Genomic DNA, 23,281 nt, shown 5'->3' with positions numbered 1-23,281 from the left:
GGCGCTTGAGAGAACTCGGGTGAAGGAACTAGGCAAAATGGCACCGTAACTTCGGGAGAAGGTGCGCTGCCGGTGGTGAAGGACTCGCTCCGTAAGCTGCTGGCAGTCGAAGATACCAGGCCGCTGCAACTGTTTATTAAAAACACAGCACTCTGCAAACACGAAAGTGGACGTATAGGGTGTGACGCCTGCCCGGTGCCGGAAGGTTAATTGATGGGGTTAGCGCAAGCGAAGCTCTTGATCGAAGCCCCGGTAAACGGCGGCCGTAACTATAACGGTCCTAAGGTAGCGAAATTCCTTGTCGGGTAAGTTCCGACCTGCACGAATGGCGTAATGATGGCGGCACTGTCTCCACCCGAGACTCAGTGAAATTGAACTCGCTGTGAAGATGCAGCGTATCCGCGGCTAGACGGAAAGACCCCGTGAACCTTTACTGTAGCTTCACACTGGACTTTGATGTTGTTTGTGTAGGATAGGTGGGAGGCTTAGAAGCAGAGACGCCAGTTTCTGTGGAGCCAACCTTGAAATACCACCCTGACACCATTGAGGTTCTAACTCAGGCCCGTGATCCGGGTCGAGGACAGTGTGTGGTGGGCAGTTTGACTGGGGCGGTCTCCTCCCAAAGAGTAACGGAGGAGCGCGAAGGTACCCTCAGGCTGGTCGGAAATCAGCCAATGAGTGCAAGCGTAGAAGGGTGCTTAACTGCGAGACGGACAGGTCGAGCAGGTACGAAAGTAGGTGCTAGTGATCCGGTGGTTCTGAATGGAAGGGCCATCGCTCAACGGATAAAAGGTACTCCGGGGATAACAGGCTGATACCGCCCAAGAGTTCACATCGACGGCGGTGTTTGGCACCTCGATGTCGGCTCATCACATCCTGGGGCTGAAGCCGGTCCCAAGGGTATGGCTGTTCGCCATTTAAAGTGGTACGCGAGCTGGGTTTAGAACGTCGTGAGACAGTTCGGTCCCTATCTGCCGTGGACGTTGGAGATTTGAGAGGAGCTGTTCCTAGTACGAGAGGACCGGAATGGACGAACCGCTGGTGTTCGGGTTGTGATGCCAATCGCATTGCCCGGTAGCTATGTTCGGACGGGATAACCGCTGAAAGCATCTAAGCGGGAAGCCCCCCTCAAGATGAGATCTCCCTGGATCTTGAATCCTCTGAAGGGCCCTTGAAGACCACAAGGTTGATAGGTGGGGTGTGTAAGTGCTGTGAGGCATTGAGCTAACCCATACTAATTGCCCGTGCGGCTTGGCCATATAAGCTAAGAGACTTGGTTAAGCACTGGATAGACGAAGAGATTTTGTGATCGTCGCAAGCGCATGAAGATGCGAATAATCAAATTAGAGCCACCCTTATTTGAGTAAACCGGCGGCTGTGAGCACACGTAGAGTGAGCGAGCAGAGGAAGTAAGTCCGAGAGACTCAGCCAGAATTGCCTGGTGACCATAGCGACGTGGAACCACCTGATTCCATCCCGAACTCAGAAGTGAAACGCGTCAGCGCCGATGGTAGTGTGGGGGTTCCCCATGTGAGAGTAGGTCATCGCCAGGCATCTAATTACGCTCATGTAGCTCAGTTGGTAGAGCACACCCTTGGTAAGGGTGAGGTCGGCAGTTCGAGTCTGCTCATGAGCTCCATATAGAATGAAGCCCCTGATGAAAATCAGGGGCTTTTTCTTTTTCTACTCCGACTACACTTCTACCAGTAATCTGCAGTCAGCTCTCAGGAGGTGAAACATGAAGCAGACGCTGCTGGACTGGTGGCGCATTGTCCGGAGTGTGCTCTCCGCATTTCTCGGCGTGCAGAATGAGCATCGTCGTCAGAGAGACTTTGCCTCCGATAGCCCTTGGCCATTCATTATTGCTGGTGTTGTTCTGGCCTTGATACTGGTTATTGCGCTGGTTCTGATAGTCCATGTTGTTCTTGCATCTGGCTGATGTATAGAAATTGGACAACTATTGATCACTGTCTATACTCCAAAAATACTAGCACTGAGCTGAATGTTGTGGTCGCCGTTGCTAGTTCAACGGACGCTAGCCTGCGCCTGTTTATAACAAGAACAAGATCAGAGTAGGTGACATATGGTGGAGCTCAATCTTACGAAGGGCTATTGGCTCTTTATTGCTCTTTACCTTGTTGTACCTCAGGTATCAGCTGACTTGAAGTACAACATGCCTGTCGGAGTAACAGAGGTCAGCCACGCAGTTCACAGCCTTCACATGACTATATTCTGGATATGTGTTGCGATTGCTGTAATTGTGTTTGGTGTGATGTTCTGGTCTATTTTTCATCATCGTAAATCCAGAGGCGCGAAAGCGGCTCAGTTTCATGAAAATGCCCTGGTAGAAATTATTTGGACGCTAATTCCATTAGTGATTCTTGTTGCTATGGCGGTACCTGCCACGGCGACGTTAATAAAAATGTACGATACTTCTGATGCTGATGTTGATATCCAAATAACGGGTTATCAATGGAAGTGGCATTACAAATACGTCAACGACGATATTGAATTCTTTTCTACTTTATCCACTCCAGCAGATCAGATTAAAAATGAAGCACCTAAAGATACCAACTATCTATTAGAAGTGGATCAGCCACTGGTATTACCTGTAGGTAAAAAGGTGCGCTTTCTGGTGACCTCTAATGATGTTATCCACTCTTGGTGGGTACCTGATCTGGCAGTCAAAAGAGATGCCATTCCCGGGTTTATTAACGAAGCCTGGACCAAGATCGAACGGCCGGGTACTTACCGTGGGCAATGTGCTGAACTTTGCGGTAAAGACCATGGTTTTATGCCTATTGTGGTCGAAGCAAAGTCAGAGCAGGAGTACAGCGCTTGGGTTGCTAACAAGCAGGCAGAGAAGGAGGCTGCAAAGCAAGCTGCTGCTGCCTCGGCAACAAAAGAATGGAGTCATGATGAGCTGATGACAGAGGGGGAAAAGGTTTATGCCCGAATCTGCGCAGCGTGCCATCAGCCGACCGGAATGGGAATCCCCTCGGTGTTCCCTGCACTGAAGGGAAGCCCGGTAGCCACTGGGAATGTGCAGGAGCATATCAACATTGTTCTGCATGGACGACCGGGTACGGCAATGCAGGCCTTTGCCCAGCAGCTCAGTACAACAGAGCTGGCAGCAGTCATAACATATGAGCGGAACGCCTGGGACAATAACACCGGCGATACCGTATTACCGCAAGCCATTCAAGCCGTGTTGGACAAACAATAACAGGAGGCCATCATGGATGTAGCGAGCGAACACAGTACTGATCACGACGCCCATCATGGTCCAGCTAAAGGCTTCACCCGCTGGGTTTATACAACTAACCACAAAGATATTGGCACGATGTATCTGTGGCTGGCGTTTGCCATGTTCCTTATCGGTGGCTCAATGGCAATGGTCATTCGGGCAGAGTTGTTCCAACCGGGACTGCAATTAGTCCAGCCAGGCTTCTTTAATCAGATGACGACCATGCATGGTCTGATCATGGTTTTCGGTGCGGTAATGCCTGCCTTTGTCGGACTGGCCAACTGGCTGATTCCCATGATGATCGGTGCGCCTGACATGGCGTTGCCAAGGATGAATAACCTGAGCTTCTGGATCTTGCCCTTTGCGTTCGGACTGCTGCTGTTGACGTTGTTTATGGATGGGGGAGGGCCAAACTTCGGCTGGACATTCTATGCACCTCTTTCTACTCAGTATGCGCCGCCCAGTGTGACGTTCTTCATATTCTCCATTCACCTGATGGGTCTGTCATCGATCATGGGGGCAATCAATGTCATTGCTACCATCATCAACATGCGTGCGCCGGGGATGACCTTGATGAAAATGCCGCTGTTTGTATGGACCTGGTTAATTACCGCTTTCTTATTGCTTGCTGCCATGCCAGTACTGGCTGGCGTGGTGACGATGATGCTCATGGATATCAACTTTGGCACCAGCTATTTCAGTGCAGCGGGTGGTGGCGACCCGGTACTCTTCCAGCATTTGTTCTGGTTCTTCGGGCATCCCGAAGTTTATATAATGATATTGCCCGCGTTCGGAATTATTTCTCATATTGTTCCTGCCTTCAGTCGCAAGCGGCTATTTGGCTATTCCTCGATGGTTTATGCCACTGCCTCAATTGCTATTCTGTCTTTCATGGTATGGGCCCACCATATGTTTACCGTGGGATTGCCTCTGGCGGGTGAATTGTTCTTCATGTACGCGACCATGATGATCGCCGTGCCCACCGGGGTGAAAGTATTCAACTGGATTAGCACTATGTTCCGTGGTTCCCTGACATTTGAAACGCCAATGCTGTTCGCTATCGCATTTATTGTGTTATTTACTATCGGTGGTTTTTCTGGACTGATGCTGGCTATTTCACCTGCAGACTTTCAATATCAGGACACCTATTTTGTTGTAGCGCATTTTCATTATGTATTGGTGCCAGGTGCAATATTCTCCATTATTGCTGCTGCCTACTTCTGGCTACCTAAATGGTGTGGCCGAATGTATGACGAGAAGCTGGGCAAGATTCATTTCTGGTGGTCTTTCGTTGGCTTGAATCTGACGTTCTTTCCTATGCATTTCGTGGGGCTGGCTGGAATGCCAAGGCGTATACCAGACTATGCACTGCAATTTGCTGACTTCAATATGATTTCTTCTATAGGTGCTTTCATATTTGGTACAGCTCAATTGTTTTTTCTTTATATCGTAGTGAAGTGCATATTGACGGGTGAGAAAGCGCCAGCGTGCCCATGGGAGGGAGCTGAAGGTCTGGAATGGACGCTGCCATCACCCGCGCCTTATCACAGCTTCACTGTTCCTCCGAAGTTTGAGGACTGACTGGTGGATGCCCGCACTCAGCGGTCTCTTGTATGGCTGGTGTTACTGCCGGTAGCCATGTTTGGTTTCGGCTTTGCGTTGGTGCCGTTGTATGACGTGTTTTGCCGGGTGACGGGATTGAACGGTAAGGTGAACACCAGCCCTCTGGCAATGCCTGTATCGGCAAAGGTTGATTTGTCTCGCAGTATCAATATCCAATTTGTTACCCAGAATAATGCCAACATGCCGTGGACATTTCAGCCTCTGAGTACAGAAATGGAGATTCACCCCGGAGCGGACAGCCGGGCGGTATTTAGGGTGAGAAATGTCACAGACCATCCAATGAGTGCCCAAGCTATACCCAGTATCAGCCCGGCAGAGGCCGCACAGTATTTTCACAAGATTCAGTGCTTTTGCTTTAACCAGCAGCACTTGGCTGCCAGAGAGTCGCTGGATATGCCAGTCATTTTCTATGTTGACCCAGAGCTACCGGACTACATTCATACCATTACGCTGGGCTATACCCTATTCGATGTAACCAAACTAGCGGCCAGAGCCAACTAGTTTGAAAGAGATGTAAAACAATCAGTCAGGATGACCTTTACAAGCCGGGATGACTTCAACAGGCCAGCAGCTCATGCTGACCGGAGGGCTTGGATATGAATCACCAGCACTACTACGTTCCTGAGCAAAGTCACTGGCCCATAGTCGCTGCCTTTGCCCTGTTTTTCCTCGCTGCGGGTACCGCACACACCATTATTCACGGCCAGCCACTGCTTCTGATTATTGGTCTGGGGGCGATTGCCTATCTGTTCGTCGGCTGGTTTGGCGAAGTGATCAGAGAGAATCAGGCAGGCCTGCTTGATAACGATCAGGTTGATCGTTCATTCCGGTTAGGCATGGGCTGGTTCATCTTTTCGGAAGTGATGTTCTTTGCCGCCTTTTTCGGCGCCCTGTTTTATATTCGCCACTTTTCTGTGCCGTGGCTGGCTGGAGAAGGAGCGAAAGGGATATCCCATATGCTGTGGCCTGCTTTCGAGGCTAGCTGGCCAGTCATGTCACCCCCTGACAGTGCCCGCTTCCCGGGCCCTGAGGAAACTGTCGACCCCTGGCACCTGCCCTTCATCAATACCCTGCTGCTGGTGTCTTCCAGTATCACATTGACGATTGCTCACCATGCCTTGAAAAAAGGCCATCGTGCGGTGGTCATTGCCTGGATGTTTGTCACCGTAGCCCTGGGGGTATCGTTCCTGATTGTACAGGGCTACGAGTATCACGAAGCCTATACCCAGATGGGGTTGACCCTGCATGCCGGAGTCTATGGTGCCACGTTCTTCATTCTTACCGGGTTTCACGGGATGCATGTCACGTTGGGGACCATCATCCTCATCGTGATGCTGAGCCGGATTCTGCGTGGCCATTTCTCTGCACGACGTCACTTTGGCTTCGAGGCCAGTGCCTGGTACTGGCACTTTGTCGATGTCGTGTGGCTGGGGTTGTTTATCTTTGTCTATGTGCTCTGAAGCCAAAGTAAAGTGAGTCTGCTTGTGGTTACCACGGCGCCTGACTATGCAACTGGCCGGTGTAGAAGCCATAAAAGATAAGCAGCAGAAGCAGGGCTGCAAGCGTGACGCGTAATGTAAGGGAGGTCAGCAGGCGCTTTTGATGAGCCTTACCCTGATCAACCATCAGAAAGTACAGGCCGCTACCCAGACTGATCAGCATGAGCACTACCAGCAGGATAATAAGAGACTTCAGGAACATGGCTGCTACCTCGTTACGATCCTGGGGTGATAGAGCATGAGTATAGCCGGGGATAGGAGACTTAACCTGTGGCTATTAGGGTTGCTGCTATTAGGTGCTGCAGGTGTGGCTCTGGGGAGATGGCAATGGCATCGGGCTGAGCAGAAGTTGTTGTGGGAGCACACACTGACTTTGCCGATCATGTCGTTTGAGACCCTTAAGACTGACTGGCAGGGCGCCGATCAGTGGCTGGGTCGACAGGTAAGGGTAGAAGGGGAGTTGATGCCATACGCCGTCGCTTTCATTGACAACCAGTTGCTCAATGGTCGGCCCGGTCTGGATGTGCTTGGGGTGATGCGGCTGAATGATGGTCGTTATGTACTGGTCAACAGGGGGTGGTTAGCCTGGTCGGAACGTAACACACTCCCAAGCGTAGTCGTGCCTGCAGGGCACGTTGCAATAAGTGCCAGGGTTTACCCGTTTAGCCGACCGGGTCTGGAGCTGGGGGATTACCCTGATGTGAGCAGTGGACTGCAGGGCGTTCGCCTGCCGTGGGTAGATGGTGACAAGCTGGGAGCTGCACTGGGAGTCTCCCTGCTGCCGGTTGAGCTGAGGGTTGAAGACAGCCAGCCAGGTATGTTTCAGGCGCATTGGAAGATATCGGCAATGTCGTCTGCCACTCACCGCGCTTATGCCTGGCAGTGGTGGGGATTAACAACAATGACGTGGAGTTATGCGCTATGGCTGTTTCTACGACGTATAAAGCAGACCTGCAGGCAGCGCGCGGCAGAAGTAAACTCTTCATCCTCTTACTGATAGGGTTTGCCCCGGTGGTCATGGCCTGGGCACTGTTTTTGAGCGGTTGGCGGCCAGTGCATACAGTTGCCAATGGGCAGCTGCTGACGTCTCCTCTCACCATTGATCAATGGTGGCGGGGAGGCGCAGAAAAGTCGGAGTGGATGGGACACTGGTCTCTGGTCATGGTGTTACCTGAGCAGTGCAGCAGTGAGTGTCGTCAGCGGCTGGATGTGTTAACCCGTATGCATATGGCGCTTGGCAAGGATGCCAGTCGGGTGCGCAGGGTCTGGCTTGGTCAGGTCAGCTGGCAGGCAGATCCGTATCTCTCTATCTATCCGGAATACCAGCTTGGTGTTAGCGGGGAGCCGACTTGCTTTGTTGTCGACCCGCTGGGTAACTTGATTTTGGTGTACCAGAAGGAGCAGCCAGCCAAGGATATTTTGAAAGATCTGAAGAAACTGTTGGCAGCTTCAAACATCGGTTAGCGGGATTCTGCTATTCGGACCCGGTACTAACTGCTCTGCAACTCTCCATTCATAACCATAATGAGTGATGGAGGTGGCCGATGACCGCGAAACAAGTCATCCCGTATCGAGCCTGCTGGTTGGCTGTGGTGCTGGCGTCTATTGTCGTTGCACTCGGCGCCTATACCCGTTTGTCAGATGCCGGGCTGGGGTGCCCTGACTGGCCTGGGTGTTATGGCTTCGCCATTGTTCCGCACAGCTATGAGCACATGGTGCTGGCTGCCGAGCGTTTCCCGGGCGTGCCTGTCGAGTCGGCCAAAGGCTGGGCAGAAATGGTTCATCGCTATGCCGCAGGTGGCTTAGGAGTACTGATTTGCTATCTGGCGGCGGTCGGTTTGTCTCGTAATGATCCACGTTACCCACGCTGGCACAGCCTGATACTACTTTGCATGGTGCTGCTGCAGGCGATGTTTGGCATGTGGACGGTGACACTCAAACTTTGGCCCCAGGTAGTGACAATGCACCTGCTTGGAGGCGTCTCGTTACTGACGTTGCTATTTCTACTGTTATTGCGGCTTCGTACGCTGATGCATGTCAGAACTGCCCTGTCTGCACAGGTGGCCTCGCCGCTGCTGGAGTCGGATATTTCGCTGCGCTGGTTACGTGGCCTCGCCTGGGCCGCCTTGTTCATGCTGATCATACAGGTCGCCCTTGGAGGGTGGACCAGCTCCAATTATGCCGCCATGGCCTGCCCTGATTTTCCTACCTGTCAACAGCAATGGTGGCCAGCCACGATGGACATTGGCCACGGGATGAATGTGCTGCAGCATGTGGGGCCCAACTATCTGGGAGGCCAGCTGACAGGGCCCGGTCGTGTGGCAATACATGTGCTGCACCGAGTGGGAGCGCTGCTTGTCAGCGGTAGTGTCATTGTCCTGGTGGTGTTGCTATGGCAGGCAAGGGTGCAGGCTATGGCAGTCACACTCGGGGCGATGCTGGTGATGCAGGTGTGTCTGGGGGTCGCCAATGTGTTCTGGCAGTTCCCGATTTTTCTTGCACTGGCTCATAACACCGGGGCGGCCCTGTTGATGCTGACGCTGGTGTCAGTGCTTTATCACCTCTACCGTCTACGCCAGTTATAGGGGGATATCATGAGGGAGACTGTACGTGGAGGGGCTTCTGCCATAGGTGTACCGCTTGCTACGCTCTGGCATGATTACTACGCCTTGACCAAGCCCAGAGTCGTGGCAGTGATGCTACTGACGGCGGTGGTGGGGATGCTGCTGGCGACTCAGGATGGCGATATGCCCTGGCATGCGCTGTGGTGGGGAACGCTGGGCATCGGACTGGCTGCCAGCTCAGCCGCTGCGATCAATCAGATTGTGGATCGTCGTCTGGATGCGCTGATGGCTCGTACCCGCCAGCGGCCTATCCCTCAGGGTCATATCCCAGCCCATCATGCTTTGCTGTTTGCGGCAGTGTTAGGTATAGCGGGCATCGGTATTCTGGCCATTCTGGTCAACCCTCTGACTGCCTGGCTCACTCTGGGTTCGCTGCTTGGGTATGCGGTTGTCTATACGGCTTTTCTTAAACGTGCCACTCCTCAAAATATCACTATTGGTGGCCTAGCGGGTGCGGCGCCCCCGCTACTTGGCTGGACCTCTGTCAGCAATCAGATCGTGCCGGAAAGTTTGCTGCTGGTACTGATCATTTTTGCCTGGACGCCACCCCATTTCTGGGCGCTGGCGATTCATAAGAAGGCCGAGTACGCCAAAGTAGGGATACCCATGCTGCCGGTCACCCATGGTGAAGCGTTTACCCGCCTGCACATCCTGCTTTATACCCTGCTGATGGTGCTGTGTACCTTGTTGCCTTATCTCTACGGTTGCAGCGGCGTAGTGTATCTGGTTGGGGTGCTGATCCTGAATGGCCTGTTCCTGCAGAAGGCGCTGTGGCTGTGGTTATATCGCCGTCCTGCTGATCCCTATGGGCTTTTCCGTTATTCGATTAACTACATCATGCTGCTGTTCGTGGTCCTCTTGCTGGATCACTATCTGGCCCTATAAGAACCGAAAGGTCTCAGCTGTACCTGACAAGACTGAGGAGGTCGCCACAAAGGTAAGCACTGTACAAAGACGACGGTTGGGGCCGAAGAAGACGTACCGACAGAGACATTGGCGCAGGAATGGTCGTCAAGTTGTCGGACGGTTATTACTCTGGGACGAAAGAAGTGGGGAAGTAACTGACGATGAGAACATCTGGAGGCGCCTATGTTCTTTCAACACATGTTCGGGCTGATCTATCACCCGAAGCAGGAGTGGGATTCCATCCGTGAAGAGAAATACACGCTTGGTTATCTCTATAAGCATCACATACTCTGGCTGGCTGCGATTCCAGCATTGTCTTTGTTCATTGGCACCACTCAGATGGGGTGGAGCATTGCAGGTACCAACTACGTCAAGCTGACCGTATTGAGCGCCATCCCTATTGCGGCGGCATTTTATATCGCCCTGATGGTTGGCGTGGGGCTGATGGCCTGGGGCGTCTTCTGGATGGAGAAGACCTACGGTGCCGATGCCAGCTTTGACCGCTGTATGGTGCTTACCACCTTTACCGCTACCCCCTTGTTTATGGCGGGTCTGGCTGGGTTGTTGCCCATCCTCTGGTTTGACGTCTTTGTGGTGCTGGGCGCTGTGTCCTACACCGTCTATCTGCTGTACGTCGGCGTGCCTATCGTCATGCGTATCCCGGAAGAGCGCGGCTTCATGTTTTCCACCTCGGTGCTGACGGTTGGGCTGTGCCTGTTGGTGGGGGGATTAGCGATGACTGCAGTGCTGTGGGGAAGTGGTCTGGGGCCGGTATTTACCCGCTGATTGCAGTAATGCCGAATGCAGACGCCTGATTTCTCACGGGTATGAGTGGATCAGTGATGATTGTGAGTTGGGCCCGTTATGCGCGAGTATAGCGGGCTTTTTATTTGAGCCTTACGGAGCAGCAACATGGTGGGACAGCTATCAGTACCGCGATTGACAGGTGAAAGGGTCCGGTTGTCTGCCGTCCAGTGTGCCGATGTTCAGCAGGTGCTGGATTACTACCAGCGTAATCGCCAGTTTCTGCAGCCCTGGGAACCGCTGCGTGATGCGCATTTCTATACCCATGATTTCTGGATGACAGAGCTGGCTGCGCGTGAGCAACGCCTGCTCGAGGGCACAGGAATAAGCTTGGGTGTGTTTCATCAGCGCAACAATGAGCTGATAGGATTTTGCAATTTCTCCAATATCGTACGCGGTGTGTTTCAGGCATGTCATCTGGGCTATGCCCTTGATCAGCACTTTGAAGGGCAGGGGTACATGTCGGAAGCGCTGGCACTGGGGATGGGGTATGTGTTTGAGCAGCTGCACCTGCATCGGGTAATGGCCAATTACATGCCAGCCAACCTGCGCAGTGCAGCCGTGCTGGCAAGGCTGGGGTTTGTCAGAGAGGGATATGCCAGTCGCTATCTGAAGATCAATGGTGTCTGGGAGGATCATATTCTCACGGCATTGATCAATCCTGATCCGACCTTGTGACACGTAATCAGCTATGCAGGCCAAACTCCTTCAAGCGTTTATAGAGTGTGGTACGACTGATGCCAAGATGGCGGGCCAGCATGGAAATATTGCCCTCATAATGCTGATACAGCTCAGGGAGTGACTGTTCAGGAAATGACTGCTCGCTGGCATATGTGCTTTCTGCCTCAGGCGCTCCAGTTTTTTCTGCCGTTTCTACAGCCATCTCTGTATCCAGCGTGGCGGGCACTGTCGCCTGAGATTGTTCCTGCAGGTCGGCGAAAAAATCATCAGGAAGATGCTCGGCGGTAATCAGATCGGTATCTGCCATTGCCAGGGCAATCTGCAGTACGCTGACCAGCTGGCGGACATTCCCGGGCCAGGGGTGGCGATGAAATAAGTCCAGTACTTCTTCGCTCAGGCCTGCCTCCTGATCTGCTTCGCGGTAACGATCCCAGAGCGCATGGAACAATGCGGTCTTGTCCTGGCGCTCACGCAATGGTGGCAACTCCAGGTTGAGGCCGGTTACCCGGTAGTAAAGATCCTGACGGAACAGCCCCTGTTCGACATCAGTCTTCAGCGACCGGTTCGTGGCTGACACCAGCCGGATATCTACCGGGTAAGACTCTGTGCTACCCAGTGGCGTGACCTTGCGCTCCTGTAATACCCGCAGCAGACGCGCCTGTACCTTTAGTGGCATATCTCCCAGTTCATCGAGAAACAACGTGCCTTTGTGGGCTTTGCGAATAAGCCCCATGCTGCCTTTCTGACTGGCGCCGGTGAAGGCGCCTTTCTCATAACCAAACAGCTCTGACTCCACCAGATCTCCCGGAATGGCTGCACAGTTAACGGCAACCAGCGGATAGGCCGCACGGTCACTGGTTTCATGCAGAGCCTTGACGAAAACCTCTTTGCCCACCCCGGTTTCGCCATGAATCAGAATGGGAATGTCTTTATCCAGAATACGCTTGGCCTGTCGCACAGCTTTGCTGATACGCGGGTCTCCGAGGTCAATGGTATCCAGAGTAAAGGGCTGATTGGCTGGCAGGCGTTGGTGCTGGGCAAGCAGGTTAGGCAGAGGTACTTCCCTCAGAGGTAAGGATGGTTTGGCGGGCTCCGTGGTAGCTGCCCGGTGATTCTGGCGGAAGTCGCGAGGGATCACTCTGACATGGACCGGCCGTTTGACGGTGGCATAGAAACGGTACTTGCCACTGGCTGTCAGCTGCATCGGCAAACCTTCAGGGTGGTTGATGAGATTACGCAGGGTCGTGTCGAACAGGCTTTCAATGTTGACCATCGACAGCTCCAGACCAAGCAGGATATCTGCGCGCCGGTTGGCGGAAATGACCTGCCCCTGCTCGGTGAACACCAAGATGCCTGCCCATTGACTGTCCAGACTGTCCAGATTGGTGTTAAAGGTCAGGAAAAAGTGTTCACCCTTGAACAGGTTGATGATCAGACGGTTCTCCACCGACTGGGTCATCATCTTCACCATGCCGAGTGTATGGGTCTGTGGCAGATAGGTATCGCTCGATACGTCCAGCACGCCAATCAGGCTGCGGCTGGCATCGAAGATCGGTGCCGCAGAGCCGGTCATAAAGCGATTGGCCTTGAGAAAGTGTTCATCGCGGTGAATCTGGATGGCCTGCCCCGTCGCCAGTGCCGTACCTATGGCATTGGTGCCGGTATAGCGCTCGATCCAGCTGGTGCCCGCCTCGAAGCCCTGGGTGTATCCCGGCTCCAGAAAACGCTGGTCACCCCATGATTGCAGCAGCTGTCCACGGCCATCTGCCAGCATGATCAGGCAGTGGGAGTTGGACAGAATATGCTCATAGTAGGGCAGCACCTCATGATAGGTGGTTTGCACCAGAAACTGGTGAGCCTCAAGCAGCACGCCGACATCACCGGCAGAAGGACGGTGCAGCTCCGGTTGCGTACTGGGGGTCAGGCCGTAGTCACGGCAGCGTGCCCAGGAGTCGAGAATCAATTTTTCATGGTTGGCGCCGTCGGAATGCGGAGCCACTGAATTGCTGTTACTCACGTCGTGCCTTCGCCTCTGTACAGCATATGCCTGTGTTTATTGTTGTATTGGCGGTTGTCCATTCGTGTTCAGCCTGAAGTGGCAGCTGAACAGCATCCATGTGCAGATGAACAACTGGACAGATTCTGTAAAGAGAAGTGTTCAGTGTCAATGTGTTTCTGTTCTTTCTGTCGTAAAACGAACATTCAATTTATTCATGTGAAAATTGAAGGTTGAATCTATCTTATTGAAAATTAATGGTTTTAATTTTTTTTGGAGTGAAATAGCTGGAGTGTGGTCACTTTTGGCATGGTGTTCGCTTTCGTATAGGTACATTTGTCTTCTGGACAGTCGGTGTGGACACAGTCTGACTGCGTTGATGCCGGTGCGATAACAAAAATAAGGACACGCCATGTCGTTAGTACTTGAGCATGTCAGTCGGAGGGTGGATCGCACTCTCTATATTGACGATGCAAACCTGACCTTTGAGCCAGGGTCTTTCAATGTTCTGCTGGGGCGTACCCTGGCAGGAAAAACCTCACTGATGCGTCTCATGGCAGGTCTGGATCGGCCAACCGCTGGACGCATTCTGATGAATGGCGCCGATGTGACGGGCGTTCCGGTGCGTCAGCGCAACGTCTCCATGGTCTATCAGCAGTTTATCAACTACCCCAACATGACGGTGTTCGAGAATATCGCCTCGCCGTTGCGTCTGTCGGGTGAGTCCAATGCGGTGATCGACCGCAAGGTACGAGAAACCGCTGAAATGCTGCGTATCGACCCCTTCCTCAGCCGCCTGCCGCTGGAGTTATCGGGGGGACAACAGCAGCGCACGGCCATGGCGCGGGCGCTGGTCAAAGAGGCGGACATCATTTTATTTGACGAGCCGCTGGTCAACCTCGATTACAAGCTGCGCGAAGAGCTGCGTCAGGAAATGCGCGAGCTGTTTAAGGCACGCCGCACGATTGCCATCTATGCCACCACGGAACCCAACGAGGCGCTGGCGCTGGGGGGGACCACCACGGTATTGCATGAAGGTCGCATCGTGCAGAGCGGCCCCACTGCCGAGGTTTATCACCGGCCTAACTCTGTGCTGGCTGCTGAACTGTTTTCAGAGCCTCCCATCAATTTACTTGAAGGGCGCATTACTGACAGTGAAGTGACCTTTGATGAAACCGTGCACTTTCCCCTGAATCAGGATCTGCAGGGCATCGGCGCTGGCCAGTATCGTTTTGGCGTACGACCAAGCCATCTGGGGCTGGTGCCTTCCAATGATGATGATCTGGAGCTGTCGGTACTGGTCGAGCTGGCGGAAATCAGTGGCTCGGAGACCTTCCTGCACGTCCGTAATGATCATTTCTCCCTGGTGCTGCATTTGTCCGGTGTTCACGAGTATGACGTCGATGAACCCATCCGGGTCTATGTGCCGACCCACAAGCTGTTTGTCTTTGCACAGGACGGACGCTTGATTCAGGCACCACAGCGGCAGCGATAAGGAGGCACCATGGCAGAAATACGTTTACAGGCGCTGGCGCACAGCTATAGCCGCACCCCTCAGGGGCCGCAGGATTACGCCATTCGGCAGATGACCCATGTCTGGGAACAGGGAGGCGCGTTTGCGCTGCTGGGTCCCTCCGGTTGTGGTAAGTCGACACTGCTCAACATCATTTCCGGTTTGCTCAGCCCGTCCGAAGGCAAGATTTTATTTGATGGCCGTGAAGTCAATCGCCTGTCGCCGGAGCAACGCAACATTGCTCAGGTGTTTCAGTTCCCGGTGGTGTACGACACCATGACGGTGTTCGAGAACCTGGCATTTCCTTTGCGCAATCAGGGGCTGGCGGAAGGCAAGATTCGCTCCAAGGTCAATGAGATTGCAGATGTGCTGGAGTTGCATCCGGTGCTGCACAAGCGCGCCAAGAACCTGACTGCGGATGAAAAGCAAAAGGTATCCATGGGGCGTGGTCTGGTACGCGATGATGTGTCCGCCATTCTGTTCGATGAGCCGCTGACGGTCATCGATCCCCATCTCAAATGGAAGCTGCGTCGCAAGCTCAAGCAGATCCATGAGCAGTTCAACATCACCATGGTGTATGTCACCCATGATCAGCTGGAGGCATCGACCTTCGCTGACAAGATTGCGGTGATGTACGGCGGCCAGATCGTCCAGTTCGGAACGCCCCGGGAGCTGTTCGAAAAGCCGGCGCATACCTTTGTGGGATTCTTCATTGGCAGCCCCGGGATGAACCTGATTCCGGTGCAACGCTGTTCCGGCGGAGTGCAGTTCGACACCATCAAGGTGCCACTGAGCCCGCGCCTGCAGGAGCAGCTGGAGCAGCTGCCTTCCAGTCAGATCAAGATCGGTATCCGGCCTGAGTTTGTTCACGTCTGGGACGTGCCTTTTGAAGAAGGCTACGAATGCGACGTGCTGCACGTTGAAGACCTGGGCACCTACAAGATCCTCACTTTGCGTCTGGGCGAGCATACCCTCAAGGCGCGCCTGCAGGAGGATCAGAAAGTGCCGCAGCGACGGGTGCATATCAGCTTCCCTGAGCAGTGGCTGAAGGTGTACGTGGACGAGTTTCTGGTGGAGTAAGGACCATGAGCAATAAAGTCGAAAACAATAAGGCCTGGTTCCTGGTATTGCCGGTGTTCGTGCTGGTGGCCTTCAGTGCCATCGTGCCAATGATGACGGTAGTGAACTACTCGGTGCAGGATATCTTCGATCAGTACACCCGCGTTTTCGTAGGGACTGACTGGTTCCGTGACATTCTGCGTGATGATCGCCTGCACGATGCACTACTGCGGCAGGTGATCTACTCCCTCTGTGTACTGCTGATCGAAATCCCGCTGGGTATCGGTGTGGCGCTGTGCATGCCGAAAAAAGGGATATGGTCATCAGCCTGCCTGATCCTGCTGGCATTGCCGCTCCTGATCCCATGGAACGTGGTCGGTACTATCTGGCAGATTTTCGGTCGTGCTGACATCGGCCTGCTGGGCTGGTCACTGAATGCCATGGGGCTGGAGTACAACTATGCCGGCAATCCGGTGGATGCCTGGCTGACGGTATTGCTGATTGATGTTTGGCACTGGACATCACTGGTGGCGCTGCTGTGCTATTCCGGTCTGCGCGCCATTCCCGATGTCTATTATCAGGCGGCACGCATTGACCGGGCCTCATCCTGGGCGGTGTTCCGCTACATCCAGCTGCCCAAGCTCAAGAGTGTGCTGCTGATCGGCGTCATGCTGCGCTTTATGGACAGCTTCATGATCTACACCGAGCCCTTTGTACTGACCGGCGGCGGTCCGGGCAATGCCACCACCTTCATGAGCCAGACGCTGACCACGATGGCGGTGGGGCAGTTCGATATCGGCCCTGCAGCTGCCTTCTCTCTGGTGTACTTCCTTATCATTCTGCTGGTGTCCTTCGTGTTCTATACCGCGATGACCCACGCGGACAAAGACGCCTGAGGTGTGACATGACTACAAGAAAAAGCGTCCTGCTAGCGTTGTTTATTCTGTTCCTGCTGCTGCCGATCTACTGGTTGCTGAACATGTCGTTCAAGACCAACACGGAAATCCTGAGTGGGCTGACACTGTGGCCGGAAAACTTCACTCTGCATAACTACAAGGTGATTTTTACTGACCCCAGCTGGTACAGCGGGTACATCAATTCGCTGTACTACGTGTCCATGAACATGGTGATTTCCCTGCTGGTAGCCTTGCCTGCGGCCTATGCCTTTTCCCGCTATCGCTTTCTGGGGGACAAGCATCTGTTTTTCTGGTTGCTGACCAACCGTATGGCTCCACCCGCTGTCTTCCTGCTGCCGTTCTTCCAGCTGTATTCCTCTGTGGGGTTGTTCGATACCCACATAGCGGTGGCGCTGGCGCACTGTCTGTTCAACGTACCGCTGGCGGTATGGATTCTTGAAGGCTTTATGTCCGGGGTGCCGAAGGAAATAGATGAAACCGCTTATATCGACGGTTACAGCTTTCCGCGTTTCTTCCTGAAGATCTTCGTGCCCCTGATTGCTCCGGGGATCGGTGTGACGGCGTTCTTCTGCTTCATGTTCTCCTGGGTTGAGCTGTTGCTGGCGCGCACGCTTACTTCCGTAGAAGCCAAACCTATCGTGGCAGTGATGACCCGTACCGTTTCTGCGTCGGGTATTGACTGGGGAGTGCTGGCGGCAGCCGGGGTGTTGACCATTCTGCCGGGCATTCTGGTGATCTGGTTTGTGCGTAACCACGTTGCCAAGGGCTTTGCCCTGGGCCGGGTATAAGGAGCAGCGATATGAACTGGATGGCGTGGACTCTGCCTACTGCAGCTTTCTTTTCCATCATTGCCGTAATTCTGGTGTGCATGACGGTATGGGAGGTGCGTTCTCCCTGTGTGGATCGTCGTGGCTTTCTGCCCATCAGCACCACCCGTGGTGATCGGCTGTTTATCGGTTTACTGGTGAGCGCTTATATCCATCTGGCGGTTATAGGGCTGACTGAATGGAGCATCTGGATCGCCTTTGGCGTGTCTCTGGTGTGGATGTTTATCGTGATGAAATGGGGGTAACTGACGGTCGGAAAACAGGCAGATAGCCTGGTAGTGCAGTCGCCGCAGGAAGGGTTGCGGTACTGATGGTGAACGAGGGTGTGGCTGTCGTCCCTGAGGCGTGCGCTGGCACCGAGAGAGAAGTGTTTTCCTAGACAAACAACGAGATGAGGTGCATATGCACGACAATAAAAACAAAATGAAGCGCGCCGTTGTACTGAGCGCGATGTTGGTGATGTCAGGTATCAGCTGGGATGCGCTGGCAGACCAGTATCAGGATGCGGCGAAGAAGTGGGTTGGCTCTGAGTTCAGTCCTTCGACGTTATCCAAGGATGACCAGATGAAGGAGATGCAGTGGTTTATCGATGCCGCCAAGAAATTCCGCGGCATGGAAATCAATGTGGCCTCCGAAACTCTGACCACCCACGAGTACGAGTCCAAGGTGCTGGCGAAAGCCTTCACCGAAATCACCGGGATCAAGATTCATCATGATCTGATTCAGGAAGGTGACGTGGTTGAGAAACTGCAGACCCAGATGCAGTCAGGCAAGAACATCTATGATGGCTACATCAACGACTCTGACTTCATTGGTACTCATTTCCGCTACGGTAAAGTCGTCCCCATCAGCGACATGATCGCCGGTGATGGCAAGGATTACACCCTGCCAACCCTGGATCTGAAAGACTTTATCGGCCTGTCATTTACCACCGGCCCTGATGGCAAACTCTACCAGCTACCTGATCAGCAGTTTGCCAACCTGTACTGGTTCCGTGCTGACTGGTTTGCCCGTCCTGATCTGCAAGCCAAGTTCAAGGAACTCTACGGTTATGACCTGGGTGTACCTAAGAACTGGTCAGCCTATGAAGACATCGCTGAGTTCTTCACTGATAAGGTGAAAGAGATCGACGGTCAGCGTGTCTATGGTCACATGGATTACGGCAAGAAAGATCCCTCACTGGGCTGGCGCTTCACTGATGCGTGGTTCTCCATGGCCGGTGAAGGCGACAAAGGCCTGCCCAATGGCTTGCCTGTGGATGAGTGGGGTATTCGTGTAGAAGGTTGTCGTCCCGTTGGCTCCAGCGTTTCTCGTGGCGGTGCGACCAATGGCCCGGCTGCGGTATACGCCACCACCAAATATGTTGACTGGCTGCGTAAGTATGCGCCACCAGAAGCGCCCGGGATGACTTTCTCTGAAGCAGGTCCTGTTCCTGCACAGGGTAACGTTGCCCAGCAGATTTTCTGGTACACCGCCTTTACCGCCGATATGACCAAACCGGGCTTGCCTGTGGTCAATGCCGACGGTACGCCCAAGTGGCGCATGGCGCCTTCACCTGTCGGCCCATACTGGGAAGAGGGGATGAAGAAAGGGTATCAGGACGTAGGCTCATGGACCTTCATGAAGTCCACACCGGATGATCGTCGTCTGGCGGCGTGGTTGTATGCCCAGTTCGTGGTGTCTAAAACCGTATCCCTGAAGAAAACGCTGGTGGGTCTGACACCGATTCGTGAATCGGATATTACCTCACAGGCGATGACCGAAGTAGCGCCAAAGCTGGGTGGTCTGGTGGAGTTCTATCGTAGCCCTGCTCGTACCGAGTGGACGCCTACTGGAACCAACGTACCGGATTATCCAAAACTGGCTCAGCTGTGGTGGCAACATATTGCTGAAGCGGCGAACGGTGATAAGACTCCTCAGGAAGCGCTGGATGGTCTGGCCGCTGATCAGGACAAGGTGATGGAGCGCCTTGAGCGCGCCAAGGTACAGGGTGACTGCGGACCCAAGCTGAATGAGCCGAAGGATCCCGAGTACTGGCTGAGTCAGCCAGGCGCGCCCAAGCCCAAGCTTGCTAATGAGAAGCCAAAAGGCGAAACCGTCTCCTATGACGAGCTGATCAAGTCCTGGCAGAAATAAGTGCCATAGCTCGAACGCGTTCACGTTCTTGCAGGCTCAGGTCAGACAAGGCGAAAAGCACTGAGGATATGGGCGTAGTGGCCCTGCATAAGTATTCCGAGGTGTGTTTTCAACGAGGTGTGGCTAATGCGCAGCTGATCGTGAACATGTTCTGAGGCTTATTACGTCTGAACAGGCAAATCTGGCCGCAGTTCCAATAGTAGCGTCATTGGGGCTGTGGCTTTTTTGTTTGTGTGACAGGTTGGAGAAGTGAGAGGAGCCAGACGATTGCCCAGAACAGGAACAGAGGCAAGGCAGAGCCGGTTTTGCCGGTATAACGGGCTGACTGGTTTAAAACGAAGGTATCTTAAGACATTTAACCAGATAAAAAATGCTGGAGGTGTCTAGGACAGCTAACTGATGTAGCCAGAAGATTATGTGACAGAGAGGGAAGTAGAAGTAGATGAAGGATTCATCTGGTGGTGGGGGGTGGATTCGAACCACCGAAGCTCACGCGTCAGATTTACAGTCTGATCCCTTTGGCCACTCGGGAACCCCACCAGGATGAACACTTGTACGTTTGCTGAACTTCAGTTCAAGGAGGCGTAATGAACTGTCATTTTTGCGGTAGTGATGTCGTTGACATCACTTGGTGGTGGGGGGTGGATTCGAACCACCGAAGCTCACGCGTCAGATTTACAGTCTGATCCCTTTGGCCACTCGGGAACCCCACCGCGTCAAGTGAGGGCGCATAATATTGATTTCAGAGGACTTTGTAAATAGTCGTGTGTTGATTTTGTCTTGGTGCATTCGTCAGCAGAAGAGGAGAGAGCGTCTGTCAGACAGGGAGTAAAGGGGTATTGAGCATTCCCTGAACAATGGTTTTTTTGATTACATAAAATAACAAAAAGGTCTTCAGGGGCTGATCTCCGATGAATCCTGACGTTGCTCTCTCTGCCCACCGGAATACCCCAAAAGAGCTAAAAATCAAGTCTTGATGTGAGGTGGATGTACTCCTATATTTGCTGCCTATTAAATCCCTTGATACTACATCTTGTGCTTCTTCCTGACGGTGACTACTAGATAGAAGAGGCGCAAAGCTATTTGTGCGATGCTGATCAAGGTTTGAGCATTCTGGCAGCATACGTTGAGGACGGAAGACTTGAGCATGCAAGATATTATGGTGACCAAACGCGACGGGCGTAAGGAATCGATTGACCTGGACAAGATTCACAAGGTAATCGCCTGGGCCGCGGAAGGGCTGGAAAATGTCTCTGTTTCTCAAGTCGAGCTGAAAGCTCACTTGCAGTTCTTTGATGGTATTCGTACCAACGACATTCACGAGACGCTGATCAAGTCGGCAGCGGATCTGATCTCTGAAGATGCACCTGACTATCAGTATCTGGCTGCTCGTCTGGCAATCTTCCATCTGCGCAAGAAGGCATTTGGCCAGTTTGAACCACCTCACCTGTTTGATCATGTTTCCAAACTGGTGGATTCAGGTCGTTATGATCGTCATCTGCTGGAAGATTACAGCCCTGAAGAGTTTGATCAGCTGAATGGTTTTCTTGACCACTGGCGTGATATGAATTTCAGCTATGCCGCCGTCAAGCAGCTGGAAGGCAAGTATCTGACCCAGAACCGTGTCACCGGCGAAATCTACGAAAGCCCGCAGCAACTATATATGCTGGTCGCAGCCTGTCTGTTTGCGCACTACCCCAAGGCTACCCGTCTGGATTACGTGCGTCGCTTCTATGATGCCTGCTCCAACTTCAAGCTATCGCTGCCAACCCCCATCATGTCTGGAGTGCGTACGCCTACCCGTCAGTTCAGCTCCTGTGTACTGATTGAGGCGGCGGATTCGCTGGACTCTATCAATGCCACTGCTTCTGCGATTGTGAAATATGTCAGTCAGCGAGCGGGTATCGGCGTCAATATGGGTAACATCCGTGCACTGGGCAGTCCGATCCGTGGTGGCGAAGCGTTCCACACTGGCATGATTCCTTTTGTGAAACACATCCAGACTGCCGTTAAGTCCTGTTCACAGGGCGGTGTTCGTGGTGGCGCAGCTACCGTGTTCTACCCCATCTGGCATCTGGAAGTAGAGTCGCTGCTGGTGCTGAAAAACAACCGTGGTGTGGAAGAAAACCGTGCCCGTCATGTGGACCACGCTTTCCAGTTCAACCGCCTGATGTACCAGCGCTTGATCAAAGGCGAGAACATTACCCTGTTCAGTCCTTCAGACGTCCCTGGCCTGTACAAGTCTTTCTTTGATGATCAGGAAGAGTTTGAGCGTCTGTACGTGAAGTACGAGCAGGATGCCAGCATCCGCAAGAAAACGGTGAAAGCGGTCGACCTGTTCAGCATGTTTGCTCAGGAGCGTGCGCAAACCGGGCGTATCTACCTGCAGAACGTGGACCACTGCAACACCCGCAGTGCTTTCAACCCCAAGAAAGCGCCAGTACATCAGAGCAACCTGTGCATGGAAATCACCCTGCCAACCAAGCCGCTGTTCGATGTGCGTGATGCAGAAGGGGAAATTGCCCTCTGTACGCTGTCTGCGTTCAACCTGGGAGCACTGGAGAACCTCGACGAGCTGGAAGAGCTGTCTGAGCTTATCGTACGTGCGCTGGACAGCCTGTTGAGCTATCAGGACTATCCGCTGCCTGCAGCCCACAGTGCTTCCATGAAGCGCCGCACTCTAGGTGTAGGCGTGACCAACTTTGCCTATTATCTGGCCAAGCATGGAGTGAAGTACTCTGATGGTTCTGCCAATGCGCTGACTCATCGCACTTTTGAAGCGATGCAGTATTTCCTGCTGAAAGCGTCCAATAAACTGGCCATCGAACTGGGGCAGTGTGAGGCATTTGCCGATACGTTCTATGCGGAAGGCCTGATGCCTATCGACACCTACAAGAAGGATGTTGATGGTTTCTGTCAGGAGCCTCTGCATCTGGACTGGGATAGTCTGCGGGACTCAATTGTGACCCATGGCCTGCGTAATAGCACCGTGACGGCAATCATGCCCTGTGAGACATCATCACAGATTACCAACTCCACCAATGGCATTGAGCCTCCCCGCGGCTTTGTCAGTGTCAAGGCAAGCAAAGACGGTATTCTCAAGCAGGTGGTACCTGAATATGAGCGTCTGAAAGATAACTACGAGTTGTTATGGCAGATACCTAACAATGAAGGTTACCTGCAGCTGGTGGGGATCATGCAGAAGTTTGTCGACCAGTCGATCTCTGCCAATACCAACTATGATCCTTCCTGTTTTGAAGGTGAGAAAGTGCCCATGAAGCAGCTGCTGAAAGATCTGCTGACGGCATACAAATACGGCGTGAAAACACTGTATTACCACAATACCCGTGATGGCGCGAAAGACGATCAGAGCGACTCTGGCTGCGAAGGCGGAGCCTGCAAGCTGTAACAGCTGATCGTACTACTGCAGGGGCTTCGGCCCCTGTTGC

Annotated in this window: 20 protein-coding genes, 3 tRNA genes and 2 rRNA genes (1 of these 25 only partly in view); 21 read left to right on the top strand and 4 right to left on the bottom strand. The window is 53.2% G+C overall.

The window, feature by feature from the left end:
* The 8 genes from QCD60_RS03210 to QCD60_RS03175 form a co-directional block, all read left to right on the top strand.
* Nucleotides 1–1,259, top strand: a 23S ribosomal RNA gene (locus QCD60_RS03210) (it extends 1,619 nt beyond the left edge of the window).
* 178 nt (nucleotides 1,260–1,437) lie between these two features.
* A 5S ribosomal RNA gene (gene rrf / locus QCD60_RS03205) occupies nucleotides 1,438–1,553 on the top strand.
* Nucleotides 1,554–1,563: 10 nt separating this feature from the next.
* Nucleotides 1,564–1,639, top strand: a tRNA-Thr gene (locus QCD60_RS03200).
* Between the two features lie 99 nt (nucleotides 1,640–1,738).
* Nucleotides 1,739–1,939 carry a DUF2970 domain-containing protein gene (locus tag QCD60_RS03195; RefSeq protein ID WP_279782351.1) on the top strand — a complete coding sequence of 67 codons (201 nt, stop codon included), beginning with the start codon at nucleotides 1,739–1,741 and terminating at the stop codon, nucleotides 1,937–1,939.
* A gap of 144 nt (nucleotides 1,940–2,083) precedes the next feature.
* Nucleotides 2,084–3,226 carry a cytochrome c oxidase subunit II gene (coxB, locus tag QCD60_RS03190; protein ID WP_279782349.1) on the top strand — a complete coding sequence of 381 codons (1,143 nt, stop codon included), beginning with the start codon at nucleotides 2,084–2,086 and terminating at the stop codon, nucleotides 3,224–3,226.
* Nucleotides 3,227–3,238: 12 nt separating this feature from the next.
* Entirely contained in the window at nucleotides 3,239–4,828 is a 1,590-nt protein-coding gene (gene ctaD / locus QCD60_RS03185) for a cytochrome c oxidase subunit I (RefSeq protein ID WP_104155010.1), read from the top strand.
* Between the two features lie 3 nt (nucleotides 4,829–4,831).
* Nucleotides 4,832–5,371 carry a cytochrome c oxidase assembly protein gene (locus QCD60_RS03180; protein WP_279782347.1) on the top strand — a complete coding sequence of 180 codons (540 nt, stop codon included), beginning with the start codon at nucleotides 4,832–4,834 and terminating at the stop codon, nucleotides 5,369–5,371.
* A 95-nt stretch (nucleotides 5,372–5,466) separates the two neighbouring features.
* On the top strand, nucleotides 5,467–6,330 hold the full coding sequence (locus tag QCD60_RS03175) for a cytochrome c oxidase subunit 3 (RefSeq protein WP_279782345.1): 864 nt from the start codon (nucleotides 5,467–5,469) through the stop codon (nucleotides 6,328–6,330).
* A gap of 28 nt (nucleotides 6,331–6,358) precedes the next feature.
* Here the strand turns inward: QCD60_RS03175 and QCD60_RS03170 are convergent, their stop codons facing one another.
* Nucleotides 6,359–6,571, bottom strand: a complete 213-nt coding sequence (locus tag QCD60_RS03170; RefSeq protein ID WP_104155008.1) for a twin transmembrane helix small protein — start codon at nucleotides 6,569–6,571, stop codon at nucleotides 6,359–6,361.
* A gap of 36 nt (nucleotides 6,572–6,607) precedes the next feature.
* Here QCD60_RS03170 and QCD60_RS03165 point away from each other — a divergent pair, with 36 nt between their 5' ends.
* From QCD60_RS03165 to rimJ, 6 genes are all read left to right on the top strand, one after another.
* A complete protein-coding gene (locus QCD60_RS03165) occupies nucleotides 6,608–7,366 on the top strand; it encodes an SURF1 family protein (RefSeq protein WP_279782344.1) in 759 nt (252 codons plus the stop codon).
* 56 nt (nucleotides 7,367–7,422) lie between these two features.
* A complete protein-coding gene (locus QCD60_RS03160; RefSeq protein ID WP_279782343.1) occupies nucleotides 7,423–7,833 on the top strand; it encodes a hypothetical protein in 411 nt (136 codons plus the stop codon).
* A gap of 80 nt (nucleotides 7,834–7,913) precedes the next feature.
* Entirely contained in the window at nucleotides 7,914–8,954 is a 1,041-nt protein-coding gene (locus QCD60_RS03155) for a COX15/CtaA family protein (RefSeq protein WP_279782341.1), read from the top strand.
* 9 nt (nucleotides 8,955–8,963) lie between these two features.
* Nucleotides 8,964–9,878 carry a heme o synthase gene (gene cyoE / locus QCD60_RS03150; RefSeq protein ID WP_279782339.1) on the top strand — a complete coding sequence of 305 codons (915 nt, stop codon included), beginning with the start codon at nucleotides 8,964–8,966 and terminating at the stop codon, nucleotides 9,876–9,878.
* Between the two features lie 204 nt (nucleotides 9,879–10,082).
* Nucleotides 10,083–10,685: a Yip1 family protein gene (locus QCD60_RS03145; RefSeq protein ID WP_104155003.1), complete on the top strand. Its 603-nt coding sequence runs from the start codon at nucleotides 10,083–10,085 to the stop codon at nucleotides 10,683–10,685.
* A 126-nt stretch (nucleotides 10,686–10,811) separates the two neighbouring features.
* Nucleotides 10,812–11,381 carry a ribosomal protein S5-alanine N-acetyltransferase gene (gene rimJ, locus QCD60_RS03140; RefSeq protein ID WP_279782336.1) on the top strand — a complete coding sequence of 190 codons (570 nt, stop codon included), beginning with the start codon at nucleotides 10,812–10,814 and terminating at the stop codon, nucleotides 11,379–11,381.
* Between the two features lie 7 nt (nucleotides 11,382–11,388).
* On the opposite strand, the gene QCD60_RS03135 is transcribed toward rimJ, so the two are convergent.
* Nucleotides 11,389–13,401 (bottom strand): sigma-54-dependent Fis family transcriptional regulator, encoded by a 2,013-nt coding sequence (locus QCD60_RS03135; RefSeq protein ID WP_279782334.1) that lies wholly within the window; start codon nucleotides 13,399–13,401, stop codon nucleotides 11,389–11,391.
* A gap of 391 nt (nucleotides 13,402–13,792) precedes the next feature.
* On the opposite strand from QCD60_RS03135, the gene QCD60_RS03130 reads away from it, so the two are divergent.
* From QCD60_RS03130 to QCD60_RS03105, 6 genes are all read left to right on the top strand, one after another.
* Nucleotides 13,793–14,875: an ABC transporter ATP-binding protein gene (locus tag QCD60_RS03130; RefSeq protein ID WP_104155000.1), complete on the top strand. Its 1,083-nt coding sequence runs from the start codon at nucleotides 13,793–13,795 to the stop codon at nucleotides 14,873–14,875.
* A gap of 9 nt (nucleotides 14,876–14,884) precedes the next feature.
* A complete protein-coding gene (locus tag QCD60_RS03125; RefSeq protein ID WP_104154999.1) occupies nucleotides 14,885–15,973 on the top strand; it encodes an ABC transporter ATP-binding protein in 1,089 nt (362 codons plus the stop codon).
* Between the two features lie 5 nt (nucleotides 15,974–15,978).
* Nucleotides 15,979–16,848 (top strand): sugar ABC transporter permease, encoded by an 870-nt coding sequence (locus tag QCD60_RS03120; RefSeq protein ID WP_104154998.1) that lies wholly within the window; start codon nucleotides 15,979–15,981, stop codon nucleotides 16,846–16,848.
* An 8-nt stretch (nucleotides 16,849–16,856) separates the two neighbouring features.
* Entirely contained in the window at nucleotides 16,857–17,657 is an 801-nt protein-coding gene (locus QCD60_RS03115; protein ID WP_104154997.1) for a carbohydrate ABC transporter permease, read from the top strand.
* A gap of 11 nt (nucleotides 17,658–17,668) precedes the next feature.
* Nucleotides 17,669–17,941 carry a DUF2160 domain-containing protein gene (locus tag QCD60_RS03110; RefSeq protein ID WP_104154996.1) on the top strand — a complete coding sequence of 91 codons (273 nt, stop codon included), beginning with the start codon at nucleotides 17,669–17,671 and terminating at the stop codon, nucleotides 17,939–17,941.
* 157 nt (nucleotides 17,942–18,098) lie between these two features.
* Complete coding sequence (locus QCD60_RS03105) at nucleotides 18,099–19,832, top strand: ABC transporter substrate-binding protein (RefSeq protein WP_279782327.1); 1,734 nt, start codon at nucleotides 18,099–18,101, stop codon at nucleotides 19,830–19,832.
* A 456-nt stretch (nucleotides 19,833–20,288) separates the two neighbouring features.
* On the opposite strand, the gene QCD60_RS03100 is transcribed toward QCD60_RS03105, so the two are convergent.
* Nucleotides 20,289–20,372 (bottom strand) — tRNA-Tyr (locus QCD60_RS03100).
* 89 nt (nucleotides 20,373–20,461) lie between these two features.
* A tRNA-Tyr gene (locus tag QCD60_RS03095) sits at nucleotides 20,462–20,545 on the bottom strand.
* Nucleotides 20,546–20,979: 434 nt separating this feature from the next.
* Between QCD60_RS03095 and nrdA the strand changes: the two genes are divergently transcribed.
* Nucleotides 20,980–23,241: a class 1a ribonucleoside-diphosphate reductase subunit alpha gene (nrdA, locus tag QCD60_RS03090; RefSeq protein WP_279782325.1), complete on the top strand. Its 2,262-nt coding sequence runs from the start codon at nucleotides 20,980–20,982 to the stop codon at nucleotides 23,239–23,241.
* Nucleotides 23,242–23,281: the final 40 nt, after the last annotated feature.

This window comes from Pokkaliibacter sp. MBI-7, assembly GCF_029846635.1.
Lineage (GTDB): Bacteria > Pseudomonadota > Gammaproteobacteria > Pseudomonadales > Balneatricaceae > Pokkaliibacter.
This window is presented reverse-complemented; position numbering and strand designations above follow the sequence as displayed.

What these genes read in the sequence shown, in the direction of transcription:
- QCD60_RS03165 (WP_279782344.1), top strand. Translation starts at nt 6,608, where the DNA reads ATGAGTATAGCCGGGGATAGGAGACTTAACCTGTGGCTATTAGGGTTG.
- QCD60_RS03105 (WP_279782327.1), top strand. Translation starts at nt 18,099, where the DNA reads ATGCACGACAATAAAAACAAAATGAAGCGCGCCGTTGTACTGAGCGCG.
- rimJ (WP_279782336.1), top strand. Translation starts at nt 10,812, where the DNA reads ATGGTGGGACAGCTATCAGTACCGCGATTGACAGGTGAAAGGGTCCGG.
- QCD60_RS03195 (WP_279782351.1), top strand. Translation starts at nt 1,739, where the DNA reads ATGAAGCAGACGCTGCTGGACTGGTGGCGCATTGTCCGGAGTGTGCTC.
- QCD60_RS03145 (WP_104155003.1), top strand. Translation starts at nt 10,083, where the DNA reads ATGTTCTTTCAACACATGTTCGGGCTGATCTATCACCCGAAGCAGGAG.
- QCD60_RS03120 (WP_104154998.1), top strand. Translation starts at nt 15,979, where the DNA reads ATGAGCAATAAAGTCGAAAACAATAAGGCCTGGTTCCTGGTATTGCCG.
- nrdA (WP_279782325.1), top strand. Translation starts at nt 20,980, where the DNA reads ATGCAAGATATTATGGTGACCAAACGCGACGGGCGTAAGGAATCGATT.
- QCD60_RS03110 (WP_104154996.1), top strand. Translation starts at nt 17,669, where the DNA reads ATGAACTGGATGGCGTGGACTCTGCCTACTGCAGCTTTCTTTTCCATC.
- ctaD (WP_104155010.1), top strand. Translation starts at nt 3,239, where the DNA reads ATGGATGTAGCGAGCGAACACAGTACTGATCACGACGCCCATCATGGT.
- QCD60_RS03130 (WP_104155000.1), top strand. Translation starts at nt 13,793, where the DNA reads ATGTCGTTAGTACTTGAGCATGTCAGTCGGAGGGTGGATCGCACTCTC.
- QCD60_RS03175 (WP_279782345.1), top strand. Translation starts at nt 5,467, where the DNA reads ATGAATCACCAGCACTACTACGTTCCTGAGCAAAGTCACTGGCCCATA.
- QCD60_RS03125 (WP_104154999.1), top strand. Translation starts at nt 14,885, where the DNA reads ATGGCAGAAATACGTTTACAGGCGCTGGCGCACAGCTATAGCCGCACC.
- coxB (WP_279782349.1), top strand. Translation starts at nt 2,084, where the DNA reads ATGGTGGAGCTCAATCTTACGAAGGGCTATTGGCTCTTTATTGCTCTT.
- QCD60_RS03115 (WP_104154997.1), top strand. Translation starts at nt 16,857, where the DNA reads ATGACTACAAGAAAAAGCGTCCTGCTAGCGTTGTTTATTCTGTTCCTG.
- QCD60_RS03170 (WP_104155008.1), bottom strand. Translation starts at nt 6,571, where the DNA reads ATGTTCCTGAAGTCTCTTATTATCCTGCTGGTAGTGCTCATGCTGATC.
- cyoE (WP_279782339.1), top strand. Translation starts at nt 8,964, where the DNA reads ATGAGGGAGACTGTACGTGGAGGGGCTTCTGCCATAGGTGTACCGCTT.
- QCD60_RS03155 (WP_279782341.1), top strand. Translation starts at nt 7,914, where the DNA reads ATGACCGCGAAACAAGTCATCCCGTATCGAGCCTGCTGGTTGGCTGTG.